The 22,004-nt window shown below is 42.3% G+C and carries 26 protein-coding genes and 6 pseudogenes; 16 read left to right on the top strand and 16 right to left on the bottom strand.

From position 1 onward, the window contains the following. The first annotated feature begins 255 nt into the window (after window positions 1-255). A complete protein-coding gene (locus MA2_RS09395) occupies window positions 256-957 on the top strand; it encodes an IS1 family transposase (protein WP_067059202.1) in 702 nt (233 codons plus the stop codon). A gap of 247 nt (window positions 958-1,204) precedes the next feature. After that, window positions 1,205-1,945 (top strand): hypothetical protein, encoded by a 741-nt coding sequence (locus MA2_RS09390; protein WP_067059200.1) that lies wholly within the window; start codon window positions 1,205-1,207, stop codon window positions 1,943-1,945. Window positions 1,946-1,954: 9 nt separating this feature from the next. Here the strand turns inward: MA2_RS09390 and MA2_RS10950 are convergent. After that, window positions 1,955-2,293: pseudogene (locus tag MA2_RS10950) on the bottom strand (transposase); the annotation flags it as partial. 79 nt (window positions 2,294-2,372) lie between these two features. On the opposite strand from MA2_RS10950, the gene MA2_RS09385 reads away from it, so the two are divergent. From MA2_RS09385 to MA2_RS09360, 6 genes and pseudogenes are all read left to right on the top strand, one after another. Next, a complete protein-coding gene (locus MA2_RS09385; protein ID WP_067055824.1) occupies window positions 2,373-2,753 on the top strand; it encodes a helix-turn-helix domain-containing protein in 381 nt (126 codons plus the stop codon). A 20-nt stretch (window positions 2,754-2,773) separates the two neighbouring features. After that, on the top strand, window positions 2,774-3,292 hold the full coding sequence (locus MA2_RS09380; RefSeq protein ID WP_067059198.1) for an IS630 family transposase: 519 nt from the start codon (window positions 2,774-2,776) through the stop codon (window positions 3,290-3,292). Window positions 3,293-3,354: 62 nt separating this feature from the next. After that, window positions 3,355-3,765 (top strand): transposase, encoded by a 411-nt coding sequence (locus tag MA2_RS09375; protein ID WP_079352229.1) that lies wholly within the window; start codon window positions 3,355-3,357, stop codon window positions 3,763-3,765. Continuing rightward, the gene (gene tnpB, locus MA2_RS09370; protein ID WP_067059194.1) at window positions 3,762-4,133 is read left to right on the top strand and encodes an IS66 family insertion sequence element accessory protein TnpB; all 372 of its coding nucleotides are present in this window, start codon (window positions 3,762-3,764) and stop codon (window positions 4,131-4,133) included. Before MA2_RS09375 ends, tnpB (MA2_RS09370) begins: the two co-directional genes overlap by 4 nt. Before the next feature lie 84 nt (window positions 4,134-4,217). Then, window positions 4,218-5,996 carry an IS66 family transposase gene (gene tnpC / locus MA2_RS09365; protein WP_067059191.1) on the top strand — a complete coding sequence of 593 codons (1,779 nt, stop codon included), beginning with the start codon at window positions 4,218-4,220 and terminating at the stop codon, window positions 5,994-5,996. 37 nt (window positions 5,997-6,033) lie between these two features. Next, window positions 6,034-6,411, top strand: a pseudogene (locus MA2_RS09360) (IS701 family transposase); the annotation flags it as partial. 46 nt (window positions 6,412-6,457) lie between these two features. Here MA2_RS09360 and MA2_RS09355 read toward each other — a convergent pair. Together MA2_RS09355 and MA2_RS09350 are read right to left on the bottom strand one after the other, a co-directional pair. Beyond that, window positions 6,458-6,751, bottom strand: a complete 294-nt coding sequence (locus tag MA2_RS09355) for a HigA family addiction module antitoxin (protein WP_067059189.1) — start codon at window positions 6,749-6,751, stop codon at window positions 6,458-6,460. Between the two features lie 17 nt (window positions 6,752-6,768). Continuing rightward, window positions 6,769-7,047 carry a type II toxin-antitoxin system RelE/ParE family toxin gene (locus tag MA2_RS09350; RefSeq protein WP_067059187.1) on the bottom strand — a complete coding sequence of 93 codons (279 nt, stop codon included), beginning with the start codon at window positions 7,045-7,047 and terminating at the stop codon, window positions 6,769-6,771. A 243-nt stretch (window positions 7,048-7,290) separates the two neighbouring features. Between MA2_RS09350 and MA2_RS09345 the strand changes: the two genes are divergently transcribed. From MA2_RS09345 to MA2_RS09335, 3 genes are all read left to right on the top strand, one after another. Next, window positions 7,291-7,899, top strand: a complete 609-nt coding sequence (locus MA2_RS09345) for a recombinase family protein (protein ID WP_067059185.1) — start codon at window positions 7,291-7,293, stop codon at window positions 7,897-7,899. A 163-nt stretch (window positions 7,900-8,062) separates the two neighbouring features. Next, window positions 8,063-8,386 (top strand): type II toxin-antitoxin system RelE/ParE family toxin, encoded by a 324-nt coding sequence (locus MA2_RS09340; protein ID WP_067059183.1) that lies wholly within the window; start codon window positions 8,063-8,065, stop codon window positions 8,384-8,386. After that, window positions 8,373-8,660 (top strand): addiction module antidote protein, encoded by a 288-nt coding sequence (locus tag MA2_RS09335; RefSeq protein ID WP_067059181.1) that lies wholly within the window; start codon window positions 8,373-8,375, stop codon window positions 8,658-8,660. Before MA2_RS09340 ends, MA2_RS09335 begins: the two co-directional genes overlap by 14 nt. Before the next feature lie 244 nt (window positions 8,661-8,904). On the opposite strand, the pseudogene MA2_RS10945 reads toward MA2_RS09335, so the two are convergent. Further along, window positions 8,905-9,659: pseudogene (locus MA2_RS10945) on the bottom strand (IS982 family transposase). Between the two features lie 93 nt (window positions 9,660-9,752). Here MA2_RS10945 and MA2_RS09325 point away from each other — a divergent pair. Continuing rightward, window positions 9,753-10,550, top strand: a pseudogene (locus MA2_RS09325) (IS256 family transposase); the annotation flags it as partial. A gap of 125 nt (window positions 10,551-10,675) precedes the next feature. Here MA2_RS09325 and MA2_RS11575 read toward each other — a convergent pair. The 3 genes and pseudogenes from MA2_RS11575 to MA2_RS11155 all read right to left on the bottom strand — a co-directional run. Then, a pseudogene (locus MA2_RS11575) lies at window positions 10,676-10,780 on the bottom strand (transposase-like zinc-binding domain-containing protein); the annotation flags it as partial. A gap of 60 nt (window positions 10,781-10,840) precedes the next feature. Beyond that, window positions 10,841-11,593 carry a VENN motif pre-toxin domain-containing protein gene (locus tag MA2_RS09320; protein ID WP_067059177.1) on the bottom strand — a complete coding sequence of 251 codons (753 nt, stop codon included), beginning with the start codon at window positions 11,591-11,593 and terminating at the stop codon, window positions 10,841-10,843. 38 nt (window positions 11,594-11,631) lie between these two features. Next, window positions 11,632-11,871: a hypothetical protein gene (locus tag MA2_RS11155; protein ID WP_079352068.1), complete on the bottom strand. Its 240-nt coding sequence runs from the start codon at window positions 11,869-11,871 to the stop codon at window positions 11,632-11,634. 247 nt (window positions 11,872-12,118) lie between these two features. Between MA2_RS11155 and MA2_RS09315 the strand changes: the two genes are divergently transcribed. The 3 genes from MA2_RS09315 to tnpC (MA2_RS09305) all read left to right on the top strand — a co-directional run bounded on the left by MA2_RS09315 (window position 12,119) and on the right by tnpC (MA2_RS09305) (window position 14,799). Continuing rightward, entirely contained in the window at window positions 12,119-12,529 is a 411-nt protein-coding gene (locus MA2_RS09315) for a transposase (protein ID WP_079352070.1), read from the top strand. After that, window positions 12,526-12,897 carry an IS66 family insertion sequence element accessory protein TnpB gene (tnpB, locus tag MA2_RS09310; protein WP_067059173.1) on the top strand — a complete coding sequence of 124 codons (372 nt, stop codon included), beginning with the start codon at window positions 12,526-12,528 and terminating at the stop codon, window positions 12,895-12,897. The genes MA2_RS09315 and tnpB (MA2_RS09310) overlap by 4 nt, the downstream gene beginning before the upstream one ends. 84 nt (window positions 12,898-12,981) lie before the next feature. After that, complete coding sequence (gene tnpC / locus MA2_RS09305; protein ID WP_067059171.1) at window positions 12,982-14,799, top strand: IS66 family transposase; 1,818 nt, start codon at window positions 12,982-12,984, stop codon at window positions 14,797-14,799. A 69-nt stretch (window positions 14,800-14,868) separates the two neighbouring features. Here tnpC (MA2_RS09305) and MA2_RS09300 read toward each other — a convergent pair whose 3' ends face one another. From MA2_RS09300 to MA2_RS09280, 5 genes are all read right to left on the bottom strand, one after another. Next, the gene (locus MA2_RS09300; protein ID WP_067059169.1) at window positions 14,869-15,156 is read right to left on the bottom strand and encodes a hypothetical protein; all 288 of its coding nucleotides are present in this window, start codon (window positions 15,154-15,156) and stop codon (window positions 14,869-14,871) included. Window positions 15,157-15,234: 78 nt separating this feature from the next. Next, window positions 15,235-15,546 (bottom strand): hypothetical protein, encoded by a 312-nt coding sequence (locus MA2_RS11480; RefSeq protein ID WP_245945395.1) that lies wholly within the window; start codon window positions 15,544-15,546, stop codon window positions 15,235-15,237. Between the two features lie 8 nt (window positions 15,547-15,554). Then, complete coding sequence (locus MA2_RS09290; protein WP_067059167.1) at window positions 15,555-16,019, bottom strand: hypothetical protein; 465 nt, start codon at window positions 16,017-16,019, stop codon at window positions 15,555-15,557. A gap of 36 nt (window positions 16,020-16,055) precedes the next feature. Continuing rightward, window positions 16,056-16,574: an IS630 family transposase gene (locus MA2_RS09285; RefSeq protein ID WP_067059165.1), complete on the bottom strand. Its 519-nt coding sequence runs from the start codon at window positions 16,572-16,574 to the stop codon at window positions 16,056-16,058. A 20-nt stretch (window positions 16,575-16,594) separates the two neighbouring features. Then, the gene (locus tag MA2_RS09280; protein ID WP_067055824.1) at window positions 16,595-16,975 is read right to left on the bottom strand and encodes a helix-turn-helix domain-containing protein; all 381 of its coding nucleotides are present in this window, start codon (window positions 16,973-16,975) and stop codon (window positions 16,595-16,597) included. Between the two features lie 120 nt (window positions 16,976-17,095). Here MA2_RS09280 and MA2_RS09275 point away from each other — a divergent pair. Beyond that, window positions 17,096-17,317, top strand: a pseudogene (locus MA2_RS09275) (transposase domain-containing protein); the annotation flags it as partial. A gap of 368 nt (window positions 17,318-17,685) precedes the next feature. On the opposite strand, the gene MA2_RS09270 reads toward MA2_RS09275, so the two are convergent. From MA2_RS09270 to MA2_RS09255, 4 genes are all read right to left on the bottom strand, one after another. After that, window positions 17,686-17,997, bottom strand: coding sequence for a hypothetical protein (locus MA2_RS09270; protein ID WP_143821794.1), 312 nt, complete (start codon window positions 17,995-17,997; stop codon window positions 17,686-17,688). A gap of 37 nt (window positions 17,998-18,034) precedes the next feature. Further along, a complete protein-coding gene (locus MA2_RS11570) occupies window positions 18,035-20,332 on the bottom strand; it encodes a hemagglutinin repeat-containing protein (RefSeq protein WP_245945398.1) in 2,298 nt (765 codons plus the stop codon). Between the two features lie 107 nt (window positions 20,333-20,439). After that, window positions 20,440-20,724: a colicin immunity domain-containing protein gene (locus tag MA2_RS09260; RefSeq protein ID WP_067059157.1), complete on the bottom strand. Its 285-nt coding sequence runs from the start codon at window positions 20,722-20,724 to the stop codon at window positions 20,440-20,442. Then, complete coding sequence (locus tag MA2_RS09255; RefSeq protein WP_067059155.1) at window positions 20,721-21,956, bottom strand: colicin D domain-containing protein; 1,236 nt, start codon at window positions 21,954-21,956, stop codon at window positions 20,721-20,723. Before MA2_RS09255 ends, MA2_RS09260 begins: the two co-directional genes overlap by 4 nt. Window positions 21,957-22,004 lie beyond the last annotated feature (48 nt).

The raw sequence follows: 22,004 nt of genomic DNA, 5'->3' as shown, positions 1-22,004 counted from the left end.
AGTAAGTATTGGCAGTAGTCTAAGCGGGTGATGGACTTTTTCTTCATGCCTTTATGCTACTATATTTTAATCAACTTACGCAAAAATTTATGCGTTTTGCGTAAGTCCTATTTATATTGTTTTAGGTTTGATTGAAGTACCATCCTAGCCGAGACATCAAGTAGGATGGTAAGCCTTTAGATACATCATAGTTCGGTAGTGTTTCAAAAAGTATGCTGAAAAAAAACAGGCTGAAAAATCTGATAAAATAGTGAAATGCAAATTCTACTACACATCAAATGTCCAGCCTGTCTAAGTGACAGTATAAAGAAAAATGGTATCAAAAGCTACGGTAAACAAAACTACCAATGCAAAGACTGTAAAAGGCAATTTATAGGCAACCATGCTTTAACCTACAAGGGATGTCACACAGACAAAGACGGCAAAATACGTCACCTAATGGTCAGAGGTAGCGGTATTCGAGACATAGCCGAAGTTGAGCAAATTAGCTGTGGCAAAGTCTTAGCAACCTTAGAAAAATGCGACTACAAGATTATCCCTAAGCAAAACCAATACGACAGACTAGAAGTGGATGAACTTTGGACGTTCGTAGGTAAAAAGAGCAACAAGCAATGGTTAATTTACGCCTATCACCGTAAAACAGGTGAAATTGTCGCCTATGTATGGGGAAAGCGAGACCTTAAAACCGTTAGAAAACTTAAAGCAAAAATGAAAGAACTGGGTGTCACTTTTGCTAGTATTACCAGTGACACTTGGGATAGCTTTATCACAGGCTTTAAAGATTTTGTTCAAAAGACGGGTAAGTTTTTTACTGTAGGCATTGAAGGCAATAATTGCCGTATTAGACATAGGATAGGGCGAGCTTTTAGGCGAAGTTGCAACTTTTCTAAAAAGCTCAAAAATCACTATAAAGCCTTTGATTTAACGTTCTTTTATATTAACAATGGCTATGTTTAATGTCAGCATACTTTTTGAAACACCACCTTTTTTTTAATGACCAATGGGACGGGCAAAAAACCAATGATTTAAACGATGCTAGATGCTGCTTATACATACCGTAATCCATACCATCAGACCAATACATGGACAAATTTTTTGTATCATAACAAAATTTTGGCAAAAAATCGCGAATTATCCCATGCCAATTTCGAGGCGTTGGGTATTTTGTGCTACTATTTTATCTATCACTGTCGAGGTACTCTGTATGTCATTATCACCCCAAGACAAACGCGCTACTAATGTTTTGCTTGAGCAAAACAACGTCAAACCAACCACGCTAAGCGCACAACAACAAAAGCGCCAGCGCATTTCTAATGAGGCGGTCAAGCCGCTGCTACTGACCTTATTATTACACGGTGGCTTGGTTGGTTTGGGAGTATGGTACTGGCAATCTCAGCCTACCAAGCTTGCCACCACCCAAACACCTTTGGCAAAACCAGCCACCAAATCCACCCAAATTATCGCAGCACCCATCACTACCAGCGCGGTGACAAGCCACCAAAGCACTTGGGCAGTATCACCGTTGCAGTCACTCCAACAGATTTCTTTGCTATTTAGCCCGTATGCACAAACTCATACCGCCCTTCTTGCGTCTGCAGCCACACCCTCGCCCAACCATGCCACAAACAGCACAGATGGTAAAAATCTCAGCCGTGTGGCGACTGATGACCATCTAACCCCCCTTCCCCCTATGCCTGCAAGCTCACAAGTGGTTACTGTGGCAGCACCCATCACCCAAATACTGACCGAGCGCGATATCCCAGCCCCCAAACAGGCCGCCGCTAGTACCACCAGTAAGCCCTACCTTGCCACAACCCCCTTGGACAAAAAAGTCCGAGAACTGACCACTGCAATTGAAGATGACAACCAACAATTATCTGAACTCATAGACCAAGTCAAAAAACACAATCAGCAACAAATTGATCAGCAAACCAGCATAGAATAAAACTAGGACTTACGCAAAGACGACCGAAGGCGAGCGTAACTGCTCACGCAAATAATCACTGAGTAAACCCCTTTTAACCTGATATAAAGATTGTTTTAACCGTTTAGCCTGTCTGGCTAACTGCAGCCAAACCAGCATACAACAACAAATATGATTCCGCTGAATACGAGCCTTACGACACTGATTAGCTTCAATACCAGTGAGTTGTTTAAGTTCTCGGTGAAACTGCTCAATCTTCCAGCGGATGGCACACACCAATCGTGTGCCATCTGATGAATCCTGAGTGGTGTCATTGGTGACAATCCAGTCCGTGCGGTTTTCATTAACCACTACTCGGAACAGTTGCACTGTAAGCCCCCGACCATCCCTCTACTGCACTCTTATAGTTAAAACTGTAATATAATAAGCATTTTAAACCAATACCACCATGCCCAAAATATACAACCAAGACTTACGAGACAGAGCCGTCAACCACTGGCAAAAGACAGGCAACAAAAGCCAAACAGCCAGGCTGTTTGAAATCAACCGCAACACCCTTAATGACTGGATAAAGCTCTATCAAGAACAAGGGAATACCAAGCCAAAACCCTTTGCACCTGTTGGCGTAAAACACATTATCACTGACCTAATCGCCTTTGAGGACTACGTTAACGCTCAGCAATTCGACACCGCAAAACAGCTTAGAGAACAGTACTTAAAAGACCATCCTGATATCGATATTTCCTATAACGCCTTTTTACAAACCTTACGTCGAATCAAATGGAGTTTTAAAAAAAGACCCCGCTCTTTAAGCAAGCCGATTTACTAAAGCAAATTGGGTTTAAATTAATGCTAGGTTTATTGCTATTAACCTTGAGCATTACCGCTGACAACATCCTATTTATGGATGAAACAGGATTTTATCAAAGGCAATACTACACCCACAGTTGGTCGCCTATTGGCAAACCTTGTTATGCCAAAATCGATGCCAATAAGGGTAAACGCTTAAACTTAATGGGAGCCATGCGATTAAATGAGTTTAAACTCATCGCGCCTATTACCTTTGAAGGTGGTTGTAAACGTGTGATAGTTGAAAACTGGCTACACACATTAGCACAATCTTTGCCAAAAGATGAAAATGGTAATTATCCAAAACGTGTATTGGTGTTGGATAATGCCAGATTTCATCATGGTGGCGATTTAAAGCAAATTGCCGAACTTTATAATATTGAACTGACGTACTTACCGCCTTACTCACCTGAACTTAATCCAATTGAGCAGTTGTGGGCAGTCATCAAGCAAAAGGTTCGTTTAACGCTAAGCAATTTTGATACGCTTAAGGAATGTGTTGAAAGTTGCTTGGTATAATTCAGTTTTGACTATAGATGAAGCGAGATAATGTCCATGATTTTCAGTAAATGGACATTAAAATGGCAACCAACAAACCCAAACGCAAGACCTACAGTGACGAATTCAAAGAATTTCTAGTCCAAGAAGCAATAAGCTCAGGGCGGTCAATTGCCAGTATCGCCAAAGACAACGGCATCAACCAGAACCTATTGCACAACTGGAAACGAGCACAAAAAGCCAAACAAGCCCAAACCGACCAACTACCCACACTTATTAACAATGACGCTTACCGCAATACACCAACATTCATTCCTGTCAGTGTACAGCCAGAGTCAAACCCTGAGCAAATCATCGACCAGAGCACATCCAGGTCATCAGTCCTGACAGGTATAGAACTACAAATCCCCACTCACAACACAATGCCCATAAAACTCACTATCGACCAAATCGACAATCACAGCCTTATCGAACTACTACGGGGGCTACAATGAATCCCCTTATCAATCCCCAACAAATTTGGCTATCCACCGCACCCATGGACATGCGAAGTGGCAGCAACAAGTTACTCGCCTTTATCCTACAGCACCACCCAGGCATCCGCCCACACTGTGCCTACCTATTTTACAACAAAACAGGCACCCGGCTAAAAATACTCATTCATGATGGACTGGGCATATGGCTATGCACCCGAACACTCGATGATGGCAAATTTCACGGACTTAGCGAACGCCTCATGCGACATCACAGCCCATCCGACTCAACCACAGGACTCACCATCAGCCACGAGCAATTCAACGCCCTTGTCAGCGGACTGCCTTGGCACAACCTAAGCAAAGACATACTCACCCCGCTGACCTAAGCTGCCTTTATCATAAACCCGCTAAATTTTAACTATCACCGCCCGTTAGCTGACAGCCGATAGCGGTTATGGCACACTACTGCCATGACCGCAAACCTACCATCCGACTCTACTGCCCCAAGCTACGCTGAGCTATTAGCCCAAAACGCTCAGCTTCACCAACAACTTGATGCACAAAAACAACATTACGAACAGCAAGCAGCGCAACTCAAACAACAATACGACAAACAAATCGATGCGCAAAGGCAGCAATACGAAGCCGAACTTGCTCGCATCAACCAAGCACTCATTGACGCCATTGCCAAACAGCAACGTCTTATTCATCGTCTATTTGGGCAAAAAAGCGAAGGCTTAACCCCCAAACAAACCCACTTAAACCAAGAAACCGCCCTAGAAGACCTGGCATCGCTTGAACAAGCCCATGACAACTTCTTAGCCAATCTTAGTGATGACGAGCGATCCAAACTGCTTGCTAACAAGCCGATTGATGCTCAAACGCTTACTACTCAAGAACTTGAAGAAAAGTCGGATAACCAATTAGGCACACTATCAGAAAAACCAACCAAGCCCAAACGACAAAGACGCCTCGTTATCCCTGACAACCTCGACATTCACACCATCATCCACGAACCACCGTCAACCACCTGTGAGTGTGGCTGTCAAATGACGCAAATTGGTCAAGATGTTCAAGACAAACTTGGCTTTGTACCAAAGCAGTTTTACCGTGAGCGTCATGTTTATCCCAAATACACCTGTCGTAACGCTGCGTGTAACCGTGAGCGGTTGGTTCAAGCCAAAACCGATGCCCAAATCATCGATAAAAGCGTTGCCACGTCTGAGCTACTGGCTCATGTGCTTATCAGTAAATACGCTGACCATTTGCCCCTATATCGCCAAAGCCTGATTTATCAGCGAAGCGGGGTGTATTTATCCGATTCAACCTTAGCCGATTGGGTTGGACGCTGTGGCGTACAGCTTGGTTTTTTAGTCAAGCGTTTGCATAAAATAATGCTAACCCAGCCAATTGTGCATGCTGATGAAACCCCAGTCAAAGTGTTAAATGGCTATGGCATGAAAGATGCTAAAGGCAAGTTAAAGCAAGGCTATGTGTGGGCGTATGTGACACCGCAACACAGCCCAATCAAAGCGGTGGTGTATGACTTTGCCCAAGGTTGGGGTAGTGAGTATCCCAATGCTTTTCTGCAGGGCTTTAAGGGCAAGCTTGTTTGCGACGGCTATAACGGCTATAAGCCATTATTTGGGCGAGGCGTGATTGAGGTGGGTTGTATGGCCCATGCTAGACGTAAGTTTCATGAACTTCATGTGACAGGGCAAAGTCTTATTAGCATTGAGGCACTAGCGTTATTTCAATCACTGTATGCCGTTGAGCGTGAGATTGATGAGCAGTTTGAGAAAAACCAAACGCCAATGCCTAGAGATGCCCAAATGGTTAGGCAAATCAGGCAAGATAAGGCTAAACCAGTTGCGGATAGGCTTCTTGTGTGGTTACAGGAGAAAAGGCTAGGTACGACTAAGAATGCTGATATTACCAAGGCGATTGAGTATTGCTTGAAACGGTGGCAGGCTCTGACACGTTATTTGGATGATGGCAGTTTGCCGATTGATAATAATTGGGCGGAGAATCAGATGCGTCCTTGGGCACTCGGGCGTAAGAATTGGTTGTTTGCTGGGTCGCTTGAGAGCGGTCAGCGGGCGGCGAATGTTATGTCGCTTATCCAGTCAGCTAGATTGAATGGGCTTGACCCGTATGCGTATTTGGCGGATGTGCTGAGACGGCTGCCAACACATCCTGATAGCCAGATTGATGAGCTGCTACCACATTGCTGGAAACCATCTCAATAGGGGGTTGGTCGGGGGCTTACATAATACCCCTGTTCACGGCTTTTTAAATGACTACCATGATGAAGTCTTGTTATTACGCCGAGTCTTTACAAACAAGGACGATTCGACAGGGGTGTTATATCTGGTGTGTTCGGATTTGCAATGCGACAAGGATACGTTTATCAATGGCTATCAAAAACGATGGCACGTTGAAGTGTATCATAAGTCGTTAAAGCAAAATGCCAATTTGGGTAAGTCGCCTGTACATAGCCAAAGGGCACGGTTTAATCATGTCTTTTTAGCCACGTATGCGGTGTTTAAGTTAGAGTGTTTGAAAATCAAAACCAAGTTGAATCATTTTGCTTTGCGTTTGAAGTTACTCGTATCTGCTAATCAGTCGGCTTTTGCCCAGCCTAAGGCTATGAGCGGTGCGTAACTTCAGTTAATTTTGTGATTATTTGGTCTAGACATTGGGGAGTACCTTAAAACGCTAACGGCATAATCTCATCCAAAAAATGCGTATCTTGCGTCTCAGCCAGTCTTAGCTCATAAGTTGTTTGCAAGTTTAACCAAAATTTGGCACTACCGCCAAAATACTTAGCAAGGCGTAAAGCGGTATCAGCGGTGACACCTCTTTCTTCCCGTACAATTTCATTGACACGAGCAGGAGTAACGCCGATCGCTTTTGCTAAAGCATTGGCACTCATTTGCAGGGGTTCTAGATAATCCTCTCTTAGCACCTCACCTGGGTGAATAGGTCGCATACCGTTTTTCATATCAGTTGTCCTTAAAGTTAGTGATAATCGACGATTTCTACATCGGTTGGGCCTTCCTCAGTCCAAACAAAGCAAATTCGCCATTGGTCATTAATTCGAATACTATGCTGCCCCTCTCGGTCGCCAAATAATGCTTCAAGTCGATTTCCTGGCGGTGAACGTAAATCTTCTAAACAAGTGGCGTTATCAAGTTGTAGCAACTTTCTCTCAGCCACATTTTTAATTGAAGAGAAATGACGTGTTTTGCCTGTGGTAAAAAGTGTCTGTGTTTTATCACATTTAAAATTGACAATCATAGAACATATCCAAATTTTTATATATTATATATCGATAAGCGATAAATTCAAAAGATTTTTATCATTTTTACAAAAGTTGAGTAAAAATGCAAAGAAAGTAAATCACGAAAACCAATTGTTTTTCGTGAGTTTGTAAAAGAAAGCCGATTCAGCTCTTTTTTATTATCTTTATTTCACGATAAAGCCAAATAAATCTAATTATGATAAAATGTAAAAAATAATATTTTTCGTGAGAAATTTATCATGAGTTTTATCGGTTATGCCCGAGTATCAACTTCTGAAGGGAAACAATTACTCGATCGTCAAATTGACGCCTTGAAAGAAATTGGCTGTGAACGGATTTTTGAAGACAAAGCCTCGGGGAGTAATTCCCAACGTAAAGGCTTGGATGATTGTATGAACTATTTAAGAAAAGGTGATGTGCTTGTCGTTTTAGATTTAGATAGGTTAGGGCGGTTAGCCAGTGACTTAATCAAACTCATTGATGAACTCGCTGAAAAAGAGATTGGCTTTAAAGCTATCAATTCACCGATGGATACAACGACTCCTGCGGGACGGGCTTTTTTGCAGATTCAAGCAGCGTTTGCCGAGATGGAGCGTAATATCATTCGCCAACGGGTGAAAGAGGGGATAGCCGCTGCTCGTGCTCGGGGGCGTAAAGGTGGTCGACCCAGAATCATGACGGCTGAGAAATTGCAGTACGCTCAATATCTCATGCAAGACCAAACCAAAAGTATTCCCACGATTTGTAAGGAACTTGGCGATATTCCCAGTAGTACGCTATACCATTATGTGACAGCGAAAGGGGAGTTAAAAAAAGCAGGGGTGGATTTACTATCAAAAGCGCCCTAGAAGCGATTAGTATGTGAGCATCGTCCAACATGCTTAATAAACTTTCTTATTGTACTAGGATGTTCACTTTCTATGCTCGTCTTAGATAGATGGCGTGAAATCAGTCTTTATCCTTTACCAAACATGTGATAAAGTAGCCTGTAAGCTACAAAGAGGTTTGGGCATGTATGATATTCGGACAACGGCGGATTTTGATAAATGGTTAAGAAAGCTAAAAGACAGACAGGCTGTTAAAGCGATTGTTTTACGGTTAACCAGAGCAGAAGCAGGCAACTTAGGCGATATCAAATCTGTGGGTGGTCAAGTGAGTGAAATGCGGATATTTGTTGGCACAGGCTATCGCTTGTACTTCACCCTACAAGGTCAGACGATTATTTTTATGTTATGCGGTGGTGATAAGTCGACTCAGCAAAGCGATATCAAGACCGCCCAAGCAATGATAGCCAATTTGGAATATGATGAGGTTGACGACAATGAAAACGAGTAAATTTAACCCTGTTGATTACCTAGAAACCGAGGCAGAAATCAGCGAGTATTTGCATGAGGCGTTTTTAGATGATGATCCTCAAGTGTTTGTTATTGCTTTAGGACATCTAGTCAAACACCATGGTGTGGCTAAAGTCGCCAGTATGACAGGGCTCAATCGTGAAAGCTTATATAAAACGTTAAATGGTGAGACGAGCCCTACTTGGGTTACCATGCACCGATTGATGAAAGCGTTAAAAATTGATGTGAATTTTATGACCTTGGCACCCGTTTAAGTTATTGGCTGATTTGGCACGGCATTGCTCATTAATTGTTATCTGCTAACCCAAGTTTTTGTTTTAATGATTGAAGTTACGCACCGCTCATAGCCTTAAGCTGGGCAAAAGCCGACTGATTAGCGGATACGAGTAACTTCAAACGTAAAGCAAAATGATTCAACTTGGTTTTGATTTTCAAACACTCTAACTTAACCCCAGTTCGACATAAGCCACAGCCTAACTCATTGAAAGCTATCACAAACTAAGCAACCTGCGGTAAGGAATGCCCAAACAGCACATTCTTTAGCGTAGGCTTCTTGGCTTGGTGGCAATAAGCAATCAGCCCTGCCAATAAATTAGCCATAAACCCAGCAGGGCTACGATGTCTTGAATGCTCAATATGGCAAATATGCTTTAACTCATCAAACACCGTCTCAATCAAGAAACGGCGTTTGAGTAATCGCTTATCTAGCCAAGCAATGTCCTTAGCTTTCATGTTCTTTTTGACATTGGTAATCAGCTCAACATCCAAATTTTCATCCAGCCAAGCAGTTAGGGATTTATCAATATAGCCTTTATCACCAAACAGTTTACCAAATACGGTCATATCGCACAGTTGTTTCACAGGTTTTCTGTCATCCACATTGCCTGCTGTGACGGTGAGATTGACAAGCTCACCTTGGTCATTGATGATGACGTGCAGTTTAAAGCCATAAAACCAGCCCATGCTGCTTTTTCCATCAGTTCTACCATTCTGTTGTAGCTTGGTAGTCTTGGAAAGGCACTTTTTAGCCATTGACACAGATAGCCATAGTAAAATGCTTTAAATTCTCGGTATCTGATTTGATGAAATAGTACCATGATGGTGATGATTTCTGCTAAACTGATGCAGCATGGTTTGTTTCGGGTCTTTTTACTGCTTTTTCGCTTTAGCGTTAGCATTTTCTTCTGTTGCTCGGCTGTGTAGGTTTTGCAGTAGTCGTCTATGTGGCAGTAAAGTGCTTCGAGATTGTCCATGTAAGAAGTCCTTGGCTAGGTTGTTTGTGGTGAACTTACTTTAGCATATTGGACTTCTTTTTTTTGCCTTTTCTTATGTCGAATTCGGGTAATATTACTGACAGTCTTATCCCACAGCTTAAAGCCTGGCAATCCCGTCCATTAGACAGCGTCTATCCATTTGTCTGGCTTGATGCCATTCACTACAAAGTCAAAGAGGAAGGACGTTACGTCAATAAAGCTGTTTACACGCTGTTAGCACTCAACACTGAAGGTCGCAAAGAGCTTATCGGCTTATACTGCTCTGAAAGCGAGGGAGCGAACTACTGGCTCTCTGTGCTCACTGATTTACACAATCGAGGGGTACAAGATATTCTGATTGCTTGTGTTGATGGCTTAAAAGGCTTCCCTGAAGCGATACAGGCTATCTTCCCCAATACTGAGGTGCAACTGTGTGTGATTCATCAAATCCGCAATAGTCTTCGCTATGTGGCAAGTCGTGACCAAAAAGCCTTTATGCGGGATTTAAAGCCTGTGTATAAAGCAGTGAATAAAGAGTCCGCTGAGTTAGCCCTTGATGAGCTCGATAGACTTTGGGGCAATAAATATCCTGCTGTTATCGCTTCTTGGCGAGATAAGTGGCATTTGCTAAGTGCCTATTTCAAGTACCCCGAAGCGGTGAGAAAACCCATTTATACGACCAATGCGGTTGAGGCAGTTCATCGCCAGTTTCGTAAGCTGACTAAAACCAAAGGAGCGTTCCCGAATGAAACCAGCTTGCTTAAATTACTGTATGTTGGTATGTTAAATGCTTCAGAGAAATGGACAATGCCTATCAATAATTGGGGGCAAACGATGATGCAATTGTCTATCCATTTCCCTGGTCGTTTGGATGCGGTGATGAGCCTCTAATTTATCCTGACACAGAGTTTTGAATGCCCTCATGGTAAACGCCTGTTTAGGGTGTTAGTTTACCAAATATTTTTGTCCGTTTTTTTCAGCATACATCAGTCTGTTTCGTGAATGAATTGTCATCCACAGCTTTTACACTGGTAGTTTTGCTTGCCATAGATTTTCCATCCATTTTTCTTTATACTGAAACCTAGACAGCTTGGGCATTGAATTGTAATTTGTTTCTTCATACATCCAAATTATCATTTTAATTCCAAGTTGTCTTTTCTATTTTTATATCAGCATACTTTTCAAACCACTACCTTATTTTTGCACTGGTCTGAAAAGTATGCTAGTACGATTTTCCATTCGTGGTGAGCCTGTCGAACCATAGGAAAATCGCTACCCTTCGACAAGCTCCGTGCGAACGATTTTCTTTTAGCATACTTTTTGAACCACAACCCTATTTTCTTTTTACCTTCAGGTGTATTAGCATATACAGTTGCTGCTGTTATAGCAACACCTCCAACAAAACACACTTCAACAAGAGGACCACATACGGGAGCTGCAACTTCTACACCATTATCCTGCGTTGCCACCTTTGCCGCTTCACCAGCACTCACTGCACTACCCACATCGCCAGTGCTAGCACCCACACCTAATCTCCCAAGGCTCGTAATGCTACTCACTGTTGCTTTTTCATCAGCACTTAGCTCACTAATTGGCTTATCGCCAAACAAGAATTTTGCCACCATCGGTGCTGCAGCTTCTGCACCCATCGCAGATAACGCTCCAGTTGTTACATCATTCCCCGTCACCGCACTCACCGCAGCCGCTAAAATCCCATGGGCTAAGATATGAGGAGCAGAACCCTCGCTATTGGTGCCTTTAAAATACTGACCAATCTGATACGATACCTCAGGAGCCACTGCTCTTGCGACATACCCAGTCGCCCCATTGCTATTGGGCCCATAAATCGCCCCCGTGATACTATCGAACAGCACCCTATCATGTTGCTGTTTATCCGCTTTCTCCATCGAATAGTTATACTCAGCACTACCCACAGGATATTGTTTCGCCCCTAGCTCAAAATGAATAAAAGTTAATTGTAATTTTTTAGAATTTCACTTAATACTTTTATACATTCATCTTGAGAATACTCAAACTCTTCACCCATATCCATAGCAATTAGTGAAATGAATTTATCTCTATCCTCAGCAATAATTTCGTTTGAATATTCATTAAGTATGTTCATTGACATTTTAGCAATATATAGTGGAGAGTAGTTATATTCTGCCTGCTGTTTTAATAATGATATTTCACTATATAGACTTTGATACATTACTTTGCTCCTTTTTGTACCTCTGTGCCTGTAGGTGGGTAATGTTGCCCTGAAACGGTTTGCCCATTTATAGATTTAGGGTGAACTCGAATAACTTCCCCTGAATGATTATAGCTCTCCATCCATTGTCTAGTTTTACCAGTTTTTGGATTATGCCTTTGTAAACGGTAAGCCCCCGACCATCCCCTCTACTGCACTCTTAGATGAAGCGAGATAATGTCCATGATTTCACTAAATGGACATTAAAATGGCAACCAACAAACCCAAGCGCAAGACCTACAGTGACGAATTCAAAGAATTTCTAGTACAAGAAGCGATAAGCTCAGGGCGGTCAATTGCCAGTATCGCCAGAGACAACGGCATCAACCAGAACCTATTGCACAACTGGAAACGTGAACACAAAGGAAAACAATCCCAAACCGACCAACTACCCACACTTATTAACAATGACGCTCACCGCAATACACCAACATTCATTCCTGTCAGTGTACAGCCAGAGTCAAACCCTGAGCAAATCATCGACCAGAGCATATCCAGGTCATCAGTCCTGACAGGTATAGAACTACAAATCCCCACTCACAACACAATGCCCATAAAACTAAGCATTGCCCAAATCGATAATCACAGCCTACTCGAACTACTACGAGGGCTACAATGAACCCCCTTATCAATCCCCAACAAATATGGCTATCCACCGCACCCATGGACATGCGGTGTGGCAGCAACAAGTTACTCGCCTTTATCCTACAGCACCACCCAGGCATCCGCCCACACTGTGCCTACCTATTTTACAACAAAACAGGCACCCGGCTAAAAATACTCATTCATGATGGACTGGGCATTTGGCTATGCACCCGAACACTGGATGATAGCAAATTTCGCGGACTTGGCGAACGCCTCATGCGACATCACAGTCCACTCAACTCAACCACAGGACTCACCATCAGCCACGAGCAATTCAACGCCCTGATTAGTGGTTTGCCTTGGCACAACCTAAGCAAAGACATACTCACGCCGCTGACCTAAGCTGACTTTATCATAAACCCGCTAAATTTTAACTATCACCGCCCGTTAGCTGACAACCGATAGCGGTTATGACAAACTACTGCCATGACCGCAAACCTACCATCCGACTTACCCCAAGACCCTATATACGCTCAACTACTGGCGAAAATCTCACTACTTGAACAACAACAAAAACAACAAGCGATTGACCATCAGCGACATCTAGCCGAACAGCAACAACAACGATACCAACAGCAAGCAGCGCAACTCAAACAACAATACGAGAAACAAATCGATGCGCAAAAGCAGCAATACGAAGCCGAACTTGCTCGCATCAACCAAGCACTCATTGACGCCATTGCCAAACAGCAACGTCTTATTCATCGTCTATTTGGGCAAAAAAGCGAAGGCTTAACCCCCAAACAAACCCACTTAAACCAAGAAACCGCCCTAGAAGACCTGGCATCGCTTGAACAAGCCCATGACAACTTCTTAGCCAATCTTAGTGATGACGAGCGATCCAAACTGCTTGCTAACAAGCCGATTGATGCTCAAACGCTTACTACTCAAGAACTTGAAGAAAAGTCGGATAACCAATTAGGCACACTATCAGAAAAACCAACCAAGCCCAAACGACAAAGACGCCTCGTTATCCCTGACAACCTCGACATTCACACCATCATCCACGAACCACCGTCAACCACCTGTGAGTGTGGCTGTCAAATGAAACAAATTGGCGAAGACGTACAAGACAAACTCGGATTTAAGCCAAAGCAGTTTTACCGTGAGCGTCATGTTTATCCCAAATACACCTGTCGTAACGCTGCGTGTAACCGTGAGCGGTTGGTTCAAGCCAAAACCGATGCCCAAATCATCGATAAAAGCGTTGCCACGTCTGAGCTACTGGCTCATGTGCTTATCAGTAAATACGCTGACCATTTGCCCCTGTATCGCCAAAGCCTGATTTATCAGCGTAGTGGGGTATATTTATCCGATTCAACCTTAGCCGATTGGGTCGGACGCTGTGGAGTACAGCTTGGGTTTTTAGTCAAGCGTTTGCATAAAATAATGCTAACCCAGCCAATTGTGCATGCCGATGAAACCCCAGTCAAAGTGTTAAATGGCTATGGCATGAAAGATGCTAAAGGCAAGTTAAAGCAAGGCTATGTGTGGGCGTATGTAACACCGCAACACAGCCCAATCAAAGCGGTGGTGTATGATTTTGCCCAAGGTCGGGGTAGTGAGTATCCCAATGCTTTTTTAAACGGCTTTAAGGGCAAGCTTGTTTGTGACGGCTATAACGGCTATAAGCCATTATTTGGGCGAGGGGTGATTGAAGTGGGTTGTATGGCTCATGCCAGACGTAAGTTCCATGAACTTCATGTGACAGGGCAGAGTCTTATTAGCATTGAGGCACTAGCGTTATTTCAATCACTGTATGCCGTTGAACGTGAGATTGATGAGCAGTTTGAGAAAAACCAATCACCAACGCCTAGAGATGCCCAAGTCGTTAGGCAAATTAGGCAACAGAAGGCTAAACCAGTTGCGGATAGGCTTCTTGTGTGGTTACAGGAGAAAAGGCTAGGTACGACTAAGAATGCTGATATTACCAAGGCAATTGAGTATTGCTTGAAACGTTGGACGGCATTAACTCGTTATTTGGATGATGGCAATTTGCCGATTGATAATAATTGGGCAGAGAATCAGATGCGTCCTTGGGCTCTCGGACGTAAGAATTGGTTGTTTGCAGGTTCGCTTGAGAGCGGTCAGCGGGCGGCAAATATTATGTCGCTGATTCAGTCGGCTAGATTGAATGGGCTTGACCCTTATGCGTATTTGGCGGATGTGCTGAGACGTCTGCCAACACATCCTGATAGCCAGATTGATGAGCTGCTACCATATTGCTGGAAACCATCTCAATAGGGGGATGGTCGGGGGCTTACTGTAAACGACTGCTAGCATAAAGATGTTGAGGTTGGTTTTGCCCCATTTCTAGTTGGTGCGGTCTATGGTTAAGGTGACGTTATCTAAGCCAAACAGGGTGTAAATAAATTTGGCTATCTGGTCGTAGTTAAATTCAGTTTTGGCAAAAAACCGTTGTATTCTGCGATAGTGGCTGTCTGTCTTTCCTACTTTTTGAAAGTTTTTGGCTATTTGTTTTAAGTTGCTGCTTTGAGCGATAATTATCGCTATAATTATTAGGCTTAAGCAGGTAATTCTTGCCTTGTTTAATGTGATGTTTTGGGCTAATATAGTTTCTAGTCTGATAAGATTTGGCATAATGGTGGTTCTTGAGAAAAATTACTATTATGCCTTTGTTTTATCAGACTTTTTTGTTTTTTTGTCGTGTGCAGAGAATTATAGTGATACTTTATGATTTCTGATAAATTCTGAAGTTTGGGGTAAAAATATCTGATTAGGAAAGTCATTCATACCTTGAATTAAAAAGTTTCCAATTTCTAAAGCATATTTATTCCAATCTTCTTCAAAATAACAATACTCAATTATTTCAAACCAAGAATCAACTAAATGATAAATATCACCGTCATAATTAATTAGTTGCTGTATATTGAGGGCAACACCAGAAACTGCACTTCTATACTGATGAAAACTAATCCTATTTTCCTTAAGATCCTTATTTAAACCTATAATTGTATCTATAATTGACATGTTTACCTCTAATTGATAACCGTGACGACACGTTTCTTATCAGGACTTAATATCACTGTGATGTCACCTGAAACATAATTCCAATTACCATTTTTCTGTTTAGTAGGTGTAGAATTTTTTATAATCGATTCCACGTTGGCTGGAGAAATTGAACGCCCTCTGAGCATTTTTCTTCCATCAGTATTAAGAATGCCTGGCTCCATCCCTTGTGTGCCTGTATTATACACTTGTCCCTCAGGTAGACCTGTTGAGTATCTTTGTCCACTAGGTTGCATTCTTGCAACAGCATGTTGTGAGTAATATCGATTGCCTATTAAAGCAAATTCTTGAGGACCATTTGGAGTATTAAATACTTTTTTTGGATAATTCTCCCATGTTGTCCATAGCGACGTTGTCACCCCCTTTATATAAGGAACTTTAGCCCCAGCAAATACAGTAGCCACACCAACACCGTTTTGTGCGACCTGCCCCACATTGGCTTCTTCCTCATTACTATAGTCAAAACCGAATTATACCAAGCAACTTTCAACACATCCCTTAAGCGTATCAAAATTGCTTAGCGTTAAACGAACCTTTTGCTTGATGACTGCCCACAACTGCTCAATTGGATTAAGTTCAGGTGAGTAAGGCGGTAAGTACGTCAGTTCAATATTATAAAGTTCGGCAATTTGCTTTAAATCGCCACCATGATGAAATCTAGCATTATCCAACACCAATACACGTTTTGGATAATTACCATTTTCATCTTTTGGCAAAGATTGTGCTAATGTGTGTAGCCAATTTTCAACTATCACACGGTTACAACCACCTTCAAAGGTAATAGGCGCGATGAGTTTAAACTCATTTAATCGCATAGCTCCCATTAAGTTTAAGCGTTTACCCTTATTGGCATCGATTTTGGCATAACAAGGTTTGCCAATAGGCGACCAACTGTGGGTGTAGTATTGCCTTTGATAAAATCCTGTTTCATCCATAAATAGGATGTTGTCAGCGGTAATGCTCAAGGTTAATAGCAATAAACCTAGCATTAATTTAAACCCAATTTGCTTTAGTAAATCGGCTTGCTTAAAGAGCGGGGTCTTTTTTTAAAACTCCATTTGATTCGACGTAAGGTTTGTAAAAAGGCGTTATAGGAAATATCGATATCAGGATGGTCTTTTAAGTACTGTTCTCTAAGCTGTTTTGCGGTGTCGAATTGCTGAGCGTTAACGTAGTCCTCAAAGGCGATTAGGTCAGTGATAATGTGTTTTACGCCAACAGGTGCAAAGGGTTTTGGCTTGGTATTCCCTTGTTCTTGATAGAGCTTTATCCAGTCATTAAGGGTGTTGCGGTTGATTTCAAACAGCCTGGCTGTTTGGCTTTTGTTGCCTGTCTTTTGCCAGTGGTTGACGGCTCTGTCTCGTAAGTCTTGGTTGTATATTTTGGGCATGGTGGTATTGGTTTAAAATGCTTATTATATTACAGTTTTAACTATATATGGAAAAGTTTGGGGAACACTTCTACCAAATGGAGCGACAACACCATTCACCGTATCAGAAGGAATATTACGAATCAGATGCGTCCTTGGGCACTCGGGCGTAAGAATTGGTTGTTCGCAGGGTCGCTTGAGAGCGGTCAGCGGGCGGCGAATGTTATGTCGCTGATTCAGTCAGCTAGATTGAATGGGCTTGACCCGTATGCGTATTTGGCGGATGTGCTGAGACGGCTGCCGACGCATCTTGATAGCCAGATTGATGAGCTGCTACCACATTACTGGAAACCATCTCAATAGGGGGATGGTCGGGGGCTTACCAAGAATTCAGTATCCAACAAAGAACAAAAAAACTCAGCTGAAATATCTAGTTAGCGACTGTACTAGGGTCTGTTGAACATTTAGAGTTTAAGCCATTGGTAGGCAAAGGCTAGAGCCACATTGTTAATGTCAAAGTTTTGCATGGTGTCATTCCTTCTATTGTGAGTAGTTTAGTGAAATGACACAGTTTTTTGAATACTACCAATTCCTTAGCGTGCTATATGGTCCGAATTCTGTGCTGGCCCCTTTTAATATAAAATTGTACTTTTATGAAGTTAATTGACTATACTTTCTAAAAATCAAATTAAATCAAAGACTTATCTGAATGAAGCAACAATACCTTCCCATCAAAAGAAAAAATAAACACCTGTATTCTTTTCATAGGCAACTTTAAATAATTTATTAATATCATTGATAACTAATATATCTTTATGATTTTTTATATAATTTTCCATAAAGCTTTCTAGTAGGTGCAATTTATCTCCGACTATTTCCTCCGACTCATAATCACTAATTATTACACCTAAGCTATTATTTATATCTTGGAAAAAACCGATATCAAGCAACTCACTAAATTCATTTTCAGTTAAGTTGTATTCTTTCAAATCGCCATTCAAGCATTCATCATAATCCAACCTATGCTGTGCTTCTTTAGACATCGGTATTGCTATTATTCTTTTTTTCATTAAACAACCTTTATCTATCAACTTTAAAGTGTGTTGCTTCACGATACTCAGCATTAGATCTTCCAGCTTGCTTACCATTTGGCAATGTTTTATTATTCGGCACCTTGCCATCAAGGTCTAAATAGTTTCTTTTCCCAGATATAGAAGGGTCAATAATAGTAAAGTAATCGCCTTCTCTATCATATACAACTTCGATTCCTGTCTCTCTATTCTTATGAATTATTTTACCTGATTTAGTGTGAATAATTTCAGGATTATCACCTGCAAATTTCTTCCTAGCATCACTCAGGCTTGCTCTTTTCCAGTTATGACCATATTGGTTAGCCCGATGCCCTCCACCTAGTGGCTTATTACCAATAGAATCATTATCTCTATTGAAGTTATTACCAACCTTAGCTTCCGCCATAGCTTCATCAGCCGCTTTTCTAGCCGCTCTAGCATTTTTGTATTTTCCAACGATTTGACCCGTTTTCTTTACAATAACTGCCACGCCTTTACCACCAGGCAAAGGAACAACGTCTAAAGCAAAGTCTTGAGCGCCTTGTTTAACTTCTTGCTCAGTGGCATATCTTTCATTAGGTCTAGGGGCACAGCTATTGCCACTATAAGGCAGGCATATGATAAAGTGACCTTTATCATTCTTTTTATACACAAGGTTCAAAGAACCCAGCATTTCTGGAATTCTCTGAATGGCTTCAAGTTGCTCACGAGAGTAGTTAGGATTATTTTCTATCTCATACATTAATGCTGGATCAGGTGCTAAAACTGTATTTATATTGTCATCAACCGCACTTTTCGCCGTTTCCCCAGCACTCACAGCACTACTCACATCGCCAGTGGTAGCACCTACCCCAATCCCTGCAAGGCTCACAATACTACTCACCGTCTGCTTCTGTTCAGCCGTCAAATCGCTTGGCTTATCCGTCCCAAACACATAATGAGACACCGCCTTCGCACTCGCCTCAGCCCCCATCGCAGACAACGCACCTGTCGTTGGGTCATTGCCCGTCGCCACGCTTACCGCAGCCGCTAAAATCCCATGGGCTAAGATATGAGGAGCAGAACCCTCGCTATTGGTGCCTTTAAAATACTGCCCAATCTGATACGATACCTCAGGAGCCACTGCTCTTGCTACATAGCCTGTAGCACCATTGGCATTCGGTCCATAAATCGCCCCAGTGATGCTATCAAATAGCACCATATCTTCTTGTTGTTTATTTGCTTTAGCGATTAAATCCTTATATTCTTGGCTTTCCTTATCAGTTATTTTGTCTGCCTTATCACGAAGTTCCTGCTCTTTCTGAGCCATCTCCAAACGGTATGAGCGACGCTCGGTATCAAATGCTTGAGTTACCGAAACCTGTGCGTTGATTTGAGCATTGACTCTATCTTTATCAAAGCTATTTACTAGCGTTTCATTGAGTGTACCAACATTAGCCGTTGTGACATCCGACTTACCAGCCATACCTGTAACCGCACCATAAGTGGTACTGGTTTGACTATCACTATCACGACCATACCCAATGCCACCAATACCCGGTGGGTTCATTTGATTGGTCGTTGGATTCATCCCAGCCGATAGCCCAACACCAATCCCGTCGGCTTTATACTGACTGTGGTTTTGGATATCACTGACTTCTAGACCACCGTTAAACTGGGTTTGATTATCCTCAGGCGTTGCCGTGGTGAAATATGCCCCCTTAAAGGTACTCTTACCATCCACCACCATATCTGACTTACGATATTGAAGACCGGTTTGCTCTGTCACGGCTGCATAGTCAGCATTGGCTCTTGTTCGACCGCCATTGACCGATAAATTACTACCAGTTCCTGCTTTTGATAAATCAATATCAGCACTAAAGCCTGCATTGGTGTTTTTGCCATCATACTTGGCGGTATCTTGGCGACTGGCGGCAATGATGCCTCCACCGATATGCCCGGTGGCATAATCACCTTTTACCACCGCACCGTCTAATACAAGGTTGCCACCGATGTTTTGATAAGTTGTACCACCGACATGGATATGAGAGTTGGCATGGGTGGTGGTTTCGCCATTACCATAGCCTTTTGCCCTATTGGCATTGGCGGTAATACCTGCGCCACTTTGCGTGCTGGCATACCCCCCAACCCCAAAGCCGCTTGATTGATGACTGGTACGATCATAGCCTGTGCCAGAAGCCGCTTGATACGTCACATCGCCTTCAACGTTGTTATACAAGTCGCCCGCTAAGTTGATATCACTACCTGTCACGGTAAAGTCACTGTCTTTGCCTTTGCCTTTGCCTTTGCCTTTGCCTTTGCCTTGGATGTTAAAGACGGCGTTGTTTACGTCAATACTGGAGGCTTCGTTATGCCCTGTGAGGCTGTCATGGGTGCGGTTAGGTGCGTGGAACGCACCCTACAGAACTATATTCTCTATGCCTTAATAGATTTTTTATCATAGGATAAAAGTTCACTAGTGACTTTTTCGAACAATTGCTCGTCATTAAATTCATAATCTAATTTGTCACTATCGGGATTATATAAATCTGCAATATAAAATATTGATGCTAAGAATAGATTAAGTTGCTCTTCATCTTTAACTGAGATTCCTAATTTATTTTCAATCTTCCATAACTGGATATAAGCCTCAACAAAACATGATGCATCAATTATCTCATTTGTATATGTTCTGGTAAACTCTAATAATAATAAGCTCATCTTAATACTCCGTTTTTAAAAAAATTCTCATATTGAGCAGTACCAGGTGTTAGGCGGAATCCTGTAACAAAATTCCCTCCCTTATCCACAACCACGACATTATGGGAAACAGTGTTATAAAAAACTTTTGAATCAGCAACAAATCCATATGTCCCATTCTGAATAGTATTACTATCTCTCATATGGGTTTTAATAGCATTACCAAATTCATTTAAAGTCTGACTATTCTTCTTCGTTGTAATAATACCAAAATCTTCAGCATGTTTAAATTTTTTATCTAATTGTTTAATAGAGATATTTGTTAGAGAAGAAATATTAGTAGCTTTTTGGCTAAAAGGTGCATATCCTGAGCTTTCCCTAGCCGCCTTACTAGTAGCTATATTTGCCTCAACTCTAGCTCTTTGAATAGCTGCATTCGCTACTTTAGCATCTTCATAAATACCAATTACTTGACCAGTTTTCTTGGCAACTACTTTCGCACCTTTACCACCAGGCACAGGAACAACACTCATTAAAAACTCAGAATTTCCTTTTCTGACCTCCTCTGGACTGGCAAAATGTTCACCTGTTCTTAACCCACAAGTGTAAGCACCTACTGGAATACAGACAATGCTGTCACCATTCGCTGCAACTTTATATACTAGACCAAAAGGTTTGTTTTCAAGAATTTTATCAATTTGAACAGATATACTGTTAACTACATTAGGTTTTGTACAGCTAGCACCAGTAGGGTTTGAGGCACAGTAAGTAGCATACGAGACATCAGAAGAACTCATGCCAAAATCAGTAGAAGATAAATTAAAGGTATCATTATCCTCAACCGCCACTTTCCCCGCCTCACCAGCACTCACCGCACTCCCAACATCCCCAGTCGTAGCACCTACCCCAATCCCTGCAAGGCTCACAATACTACTCACCGTCTGCTTCTGTTCAGCCGTCAAATCGCTTGGCTTATCCGTCCCAAACACATAATGAGACACCGCCTTCGCACTCGCCTCAGCCCCCATCGCAGACAACGCACCTGTGGTCACATCATTACCTGTCGCCGCACTTACTGCAGCCGCTAAAATACCATGAGCCAAGATATGTGGTGCTGTGCCTTCACCATTCGTGCCTTTAAAATACTGACCGATTTGATACGATACCTCAGGAGCAACCGCTCTTGCTACATAGCCTGTAGCACCATTGGCATTCGGTCCATAAATCGCCCCAGTGATACTATCGAACAGCACTATTTTCTCTTGCTAGGCATCTATTTTGGATGAAAAACAAATTACTAG

The sequence above is a fragment of the Moraxella atlantae NBRC 14588 genome (genome assembly GCF_001591265.1).
Lineage (GTDB): Bacteria > Pseudomonadota > Gammaproteobacteria > Pseudomonadales > Moraxellaceae > Faucicola > Faucicola atlantae.
This window is presented reverse-complemented; position numbering and strand designations above follow the sequence as displayed.